Genomic DNA, 7,559 nt, shown 5'->3' on the forward strand with positions numbered 1-7,559 from the left:
TTGAAAAAGAGTTAAGATCATTTGTAAAGAGATGCAAGGATATAAAATATAATACAGCATTACTGTTTTCATTCCTAGTAACAGGGTCATTATCTCTTTCAGCTAACGGGAAAGATGATGTAGAAACAGCAAAAAGAGGACTTCAGACATCAATAACAGACATGAAGAAGTTATTTAAGGAAGCAAAAGCTGAAAATGATAAGCTGATGAAAGATTCAAACCTTGAACTGGTACAACTGATGGAACAGGGAGACCATGTAGTAAAATCACCATGGAGCTCATGGCAGTTTGGAATAAATGAATTTTATAACAACTGGAGAGGAAGTTATAAAGGTCATGGAGATAAAACTGGAAGTGTAATTTTTCAAAGAAATAGTAATTTAAGTAAATACAGTTATCAGACAGAAGGAATATTTAAATATGGTGATACGTCAATAACATTAGGAAATGCAATGGAAAATTTAGTAGAAATTGGAGTTGATGCATCATTAAGAACACTATCGATAGATAAAGAAGCTCCTAATTTTGTACCTACGACTCCTAGTGGTGGACTGCCGCCATTTGATCCATTAATGGTAACACCGCCTATTATTAACCCTAAGAATGTCAATATTAGTCAGGTTCCTTCAGCACCTCCAACTGATGTTGCGTATCAGAATGTTCCAAACTGGACGTGGGGTTATAATGTGAATAATCCTTTACAAAATAATGCTTTAATTGCTCAAGTAGAAGTGCTGTCAGGAACATTTAATAACTATTTTAGCGGAGTAGGAGATCCTCTTAAATATAATTTTAGTGGCGCTACCGAGAATGGAGCATATACCCCTTCAAACGATCCTGGAACAGGTACACCTGTTCCACATTTACCAGCTTCTGATGCAGGAGATAGTAATAACACAGCTGCTTTTTACGCTTTAAGTGGAAAAGTGATTACATTGCCCAATACAATGACAGTTAACGTAGTAGGTAATAATAGTAGTGGTGGGGACTTAAATTCAATTTATTATATGGGAAATCCATCAGATTCAGGAAATGCTGAAGCTAAATTAATACATAAAGCAAATACTAATATTTATGGAAATAAAATAGCAGTAGTAAATATAGATAATGTAGCTAGTACAGGTGGTATAACTTTTGTAAATAGGGGAAATATAATTGGACATGCACAAAATGGAACATTTGTTGATGCTTCAGGTACAGCATTAACTGGAGCAACTCCAGGAAACCATATATTCGGAGCTTATTCTTATGGAACTTCAGAAAGCGATAAAATAGAAAATGCTTCTGACGGAAGTGTAATTTTTTATGCTCCAGAAAGTGTAGGATGGGCATACAGTTCAGGCAATACGCAAGGAATAACAAGAAGTTCAATTAATAATGGTAAAATGCAGTTATTTGGTAAAAATAGTTTAGGAATAGCTACTGACAATGATACTTCTGGTGAACAAATGGCACATGCAGATATTCAACTTAATACACCGATTGAAATATATGGAGATGAATCAGTAGGAGCGAGTTTCTTGTCAGAACCAGACGCTAGCTCAAATAATTTTTTAAATTCAAAATTTAATATTCAAATTGGAGGAGCTTCTTTAACTTCACAAGATGCTACTTATGGTGATACAAAAGGAGATTTGACAAAAGTTCAAAATTCAGTTGGACTAAATTTTGATTTTACAATTTCCAATAATGGATTTACAAATTTAGATATAAACAATTATAATGTGAATTTAGAGAATAATTCTAAAAATTCAATAGCTCTTAGAGCAGGAGAAGCTAAGCTTACATTTAATGATTCAGCTACTAGCGGTATAACTATCGGTGGGGAAGATAACATAGGATATCTTTCAGATGGAGGTACAAATAATAATTTAATTTATAATAATACAGCTAATAACTTTAAAGTTAATGGAAATAATGCAATATTATTTGCTTCCAAAAGTGGTGGAACACTGAAAATAAATAATTCATTACCTTTAGCTTCAACAACGGTTAGTGGAAATGGATTCACTTTGGCGTATTCTGAAGGAGCTGGTTCGACAGTTACATTGAATCAAGGTGTTACAGGGGAAGTTGCCGGTCCTGATTCAGTACTGTATTATGCGAAAAACAGTGGAAAAATTACTGTAACAGAAGCAGCAGTTACTCAACCATCAATAACTGTTAATTCATCAGGAGTAACAGTTGTAACAGATTCTTCAATAGGAACTCCTAAAGTTACTATTTCTGGAAGTAATGGAGTTGGATTTTATGCTACAAGTGGAGGTCAAATTGAAGCAGAAAACAGTTTTATGAAATTATCTGATGGATTAGTTGGTGTGTACAGTGATGGCTCTACAAGTAATATAAATTTAAAAAATTCAATTTTAGATTATAAAGGAAGTGGTTATTCCATTTATAGTGGAAATAATGGGAAAATAGATTTACAAGGAAGTACAGTTGTTTTAAGAGGAAAAGCAATAGGAGTACAAGGATCTTCTTTAAGTGATATAACAACAAATGCAAATACAAAAATAGTTGTTATGTCAAATGATGCTATTCCATTTGAATTTAAAGATAAAGGAATAGTAAATTTAACATCTATAGATACAGATTTAGGTATTGCAGCTTCAGGAATTCAAGTTGTAAATGGAGAAGATGGAACAACGGCATATACTAATTATAAAAAAGCATTTATAGATGGAATGTTAAACTATAATATTAATACAGATATTGATAAAAGTTTGGCTACTAATATTGCTAACGAAGCAACAGATTCATTTAAATTTGTTAAAAGATATTTAGTTCAACGTGCAGTTTTAAATTTACAGGTAGGGAAAAATGTAACGGCACATTTAAGTTCTTCAGATTTAACAGCGGCTGGTATGAAAGGTGTTGTAGGACTTGATATGAGTTCAAGCAGTTCAGCAGCTTCAAATAATGAGACTCAAATAAATCTTGCAGCAGGGTCTTCAGTTTCAGCAGACAGAACAGACGCAGGAAGCGGAGCAGTTGGATTATTCATAAACTATGGAAAAGTGAATACAGATGCATCATCTACAATAAATGTTGAGCAGTTAACAACAAATTCTCACAATGACAGTGCAGTAGGAATTTACGCAGTAAATGGTTCTGAAGTAAATAATGAAGGTACTGTAAATGTTGGTGGAAACAGTTCAATCGGATTATTAGGATTGGCATATAGGGAAGATGCAGTTACTGGAGCACCTAAAGTAAATGAATTTGGAGGAAGACCCGGTGAAGGAACAACTAGTATTGTAAATAAAGGAAATGTTTCATTAGATGGAACAACTTCATATGGAATTTACGTAAAAAATAATAATTCAGCAGGAACAAAAACTGATGCTATTGGAACAAATACAGGAAATGGAGTGTTAACTTTATCAGGAGATAAATCTATCGGAATGATAGGAGATAAAGCAACATTGACAAATGATACAAATGCAAAAATTAATATGACAGGGCAGGAACAAGTTGGAATGTTTGCTAATAACAGCTCATCATTGATAAATAGAGGAGAAATTAATTTGGCGGCATCAGCAGGTTCTGTTCCAAGTGTAGGAATTTATACTAATGATGCAGCAACAGATATAGTAAATGATGGTAAAATTACTGGTGGAAATAAAAATTACGGTATTTTTGGAACAACAGTAACTCATGGTTCAACTGGAGAAATTACAGTTGGAGATGAAGGAGTTGGAATTTATTCAACAGAAGGAAATGTAACATTAAATGCAGGTTCAAAAGTAAGAGTTGGAGCGAATGAAGGAGTTGGAGTATTCACTACTGGAACAGCAGGAAGAACAATAAGCTCTGATACTGATATGACAGTTGGAGATTCTTCATTTGGTTATGTAATTAAAAATACAGGAACAACAGCTTTAACAACAAATGGAACAGTTACATTAGGAAATGAAGCAAAATACATTTATTCTAATAATAGTGATATAACAGTAACTAATAATGTTGCATTGACTTCTACAGGAAACAATACTTATGGAATTTACTCCCCAGGAACAGTAGTGAATAATGCAAATATTGATTTCGGAAGAGGAACAGGAAGTGTGGCAATATACGCTATTAATGGTGGAAATGCTACAAATAATGCAGTAATTTCAGTAAGCGGAAGTAATTTAACAGCAACTCCGGTTCCAGAATACGGAATGGGAATGGCAACTTCCAACGGAACAATAACAAATAATGGAACAATAAAGGTAGCAGTAGATGAAGGAATTGGAATGTTTGCTTCAGGAAGTGGTTCAAGAGCAATAAATAGCAGTACAGGAGTAATAGAATTAAGTGGAAAGAATACAAAAGGAATGTATGTTGATAATAATGCCGTAGGAGAAAACTGGGGAATTATTAAAACAGTTCCGACACCAAATAATACAGGTATTTTAGGTGTAGTTGCAACAGGTGGAGGAGTAATTAAGAACTACGGACAGATTATAGTGGATGGACCTAATAATAGAGCCGGATATCTAGGTTCTACAGGAACATTTACAAATGAAACTAGTGGTGGTATAACAGGAACTGTTACAAATACAGGCGGAGCAGAAGGAGTTGTAAGAAAAACAGGAAGTCCGACAGGAAAAACAGTAGCAGGAATAGAAATTATAGCACCAGCAGGAGCAACTTCAGCGACAATTAAAATAAATGGTTCAACTGTTGTACCTACCTATGTTGATACAAATGCAAGAACTAGTACGCCTAGTACAGTATCAGTAACTTCTCCAAGTGGGGTTACATCAATAATTGATTTAGGAACAACAGGTTTAGGAAGTATTCCAACAAATGAAAAAGTTGGTTCGCTGGGAATGTATATAGATACATCAGGAGTAAATTACACACACCCGATTGTAGGAATTAACAACTTAACAGGACTGCAAAAAATTAATTTAATATTCGGTAGTGAAGCGGCAAGATATACAGACAGTAAGACAATAGAAGTAGGTAACAATATAATTGATCCATATAATACAATGATTTTAAATATGGCGGCTGCAGGAACAGGAACTAAGTTTACGTTAGGTGCCGGAAGTTTGACATGGTTTGCAACAGCAACTCAGAATCTATCTACAGGTGCTCTAGGAAAAGTATATTTAGTTAAAATACCTTATACAGCTTTTGCTCAGGATACTAATACATATAACTTCCTGAATGGATTGGAGCAAAGATATGGTGTAGATGCTGATGGAAGAGAAAAAAATCTATTTAATAAGTTAAATGATTTAGGAAAAGGAGAAGCACATATCCTAGCACAGGCAATTGATGAAATGAAAGGACATCAATATGCAAATATTCAGCAAAGAGTTAATGCTACAGGAAATACACTGGATAAAGAATTTAATTACTTACAGAATAATTGGAGAAATACGACTAAAGATAGCAATAAGATTAAAGTATTTGGTATGAGAAATGAATATAACACAGATACAGCAGGAATTATTGATTACACAAGTGATGCATATGGTGTAGCTTACGTTCATGAAAATGAAACTGTTAAATTAGGAAATTCAAGTGGATGGTATGCAGGAGCAGTTAACAATAGATTTAGATTTAAAGATATTGGAAAATCCAGAGAAAATCAGACTATGGTAAAAGCCGGAATTTTCAAGACAATGTCACCGGTGACAGATCATAATGGTTCATTACAATGGACAGTTGCAGGAGATGTATTTATAAGTAGAAATGAAATGAAACGTAAATTCTGGATTGTAGATGAAATATTTGATGCAAAATCTGATTATTCTTCATATGGGGCAGCTTTCAAGACAAATTTAGGATATGATGTAAGATTATCTGAAAGAACACATTTGAGACCATATGGAGCACTGAAAATGGAATATGGAAGATTTAATGACATTAAAGAAGACAATGGACAAATCAGATTAGAAGTGGAAGGAAATGACTACTTCTCAGTAAAACCTGAAGTAGGAATAGAATTTAAATATGTTCAACCATTAGCAGTAAAAACTCAGCTATCTGTTGGATTATCAGCAGCTTATGAAAATGAATTAGGAAAAGTAAATAATACAAATAAAGCAAGAGTAAGATTTACTTCAGCAGACTGGTATGATTTAAGAAGTGAAAAAGAAGATAGAAGAGGAAGCGGAAAATTTGATCTGAATATTGGTGTAGATAACACTAGATTAGGAGTAACATTTAATGCCGGATATGATACAAAAGGTCACAATGTAAGAGGAGGATTAGGATTCAGAGTTATTTACTAATAACTTTTTATCTGAAGGAAAAAGTTTCTGTTTAAAATATAACCTTTAATTCAGAAATTGGACTATTTCAAAAAGAAAGTAAAAAAATAATGTACAAAACTATATTTTTGAATTATTAGAATTTTACAATGTAAAACAGGAAATGAATTTAGGAAAAGTCATCTGTCCGAGCCTTTAGGCAAGTTTTTGACTTTTCCTTAATAAATGACTGTTTTGTATAAGTAAAATTTTAGTAAATGAAAAAAATATAGTTTTTTTGTATATTATATTTAATTTTTATTATTTTGAGACAGCCTCATTTTTATTTTGTATTTATTTCATGTGGAACTTAAAAAATAAATAACATATAAAATTTAAAATAATACCTTTATTTGAATAAATATTCATATAAAAATATAACGATGAATATACAAAAAATATTATTTAATACTTTTTTTGTATAAAAAATGTATTAAATAATGTAAAGAAGTAGATACAATAGTCTTAAAATGTGATATAATTAGAATAAAAGAAATATATAATAGAAAAAATGGAATTAGCAAAATATCTATATAAAAATAAAATAAAAACTTAATTAATAAATATAATTTAGTTAAAAATAACAGTATGAAACAACATAAATAATGTTATTCAAAGTAATGCTATATTAAAGGAGGAAAACTATGAAAAGAAAAATGCTTTTGCTGTCAGCTTTATTTATAATGGCAACAGTAAGTTATTCAGCAGAAAAACAAAGTTTAGAAGCAAGTCTGAATTCAATAGAAAATAAGTTTAACGACCTGCTTGAAAAAGAAGCACAGAAGAAAAGGGAATTTGAAGTACAGAAGGCTCAGCTTGAAAATGAAGTTGCAGACCTTAAAGCAAAAGAAGAAGGAAAGGAAAAACTTTTTGAAAAATTGAAGAAAGACTCTGAAGTTAGATGGCACAGAGATAAATATAAACAAGTTTTGAATAATTATGATACATATTATAAAAATTTAGCTAAGCTGATAAAGGAAAAAGAACAGAAGATAGCTGAGTTGGAACAAATACTGGCAATAATGGGAAATTAGTTAAGTAAAACATTGAAGGATATAACAAAATATTTTTATTCATTCTGATTAATTTTACTGGCATCAGTAATAAGGCGAGTATCAATGGCAGAAAAGATAGGTTCAAATATAGAAAAAATTATAAAAGTTTCAAAACGGAAGAATAGAATTCAAGCTTTCAAGAAGGGGAAGTCGGCAATAATAGAAAGTACAAAAAATTAAGAAAGTGGGAGACAGTTATGAATAACAATTTGAAAAGAATTGAAAAAGAGTTAAGATCATTTGTAAAGAGATG

At 31.9% G+C, this 7,559-nt stretch carries 2 protein-coding genes; both read left to right on the forward strand.

Annotated features, from left to right (window positions below):
* The coding region (locus HMPREF1984_RS02390) for an autotransporter-associated N-terminal domain-containing protein (protein WP_021766282.1) at window positions 1-6,233 on the forward strand (6,233 nt) is incomplete at its 5' end.
* A 662-nt stretch (window positions 6,234-6,895) separates the two neighbouring features.
* Window positions 6,896-7,285, forward strand: coding sequence for an adhesion protein FadA (locus tag HMPREF1984_RS02395; protein ID WP_021766283.1), 390 nt, complete (start codon window positions 6,896-6,898; stop codon window positions 7,283-7,285).
* The last annotated feature ends 274 nt before the right edge of the window (window positions 7,286-7,559 follow it).

The sequence above is a fragment of the Leptotrichia sp. oral taxon 215 str. W9775 genome (genome assembly GCF_000469505.1).
Taxonomy (GTDB): Bacteria; Fusobacteriota; Fusobacteriia; order Fusobacteriales; family Leptotrichiaceae; genus Leptotrichia_A.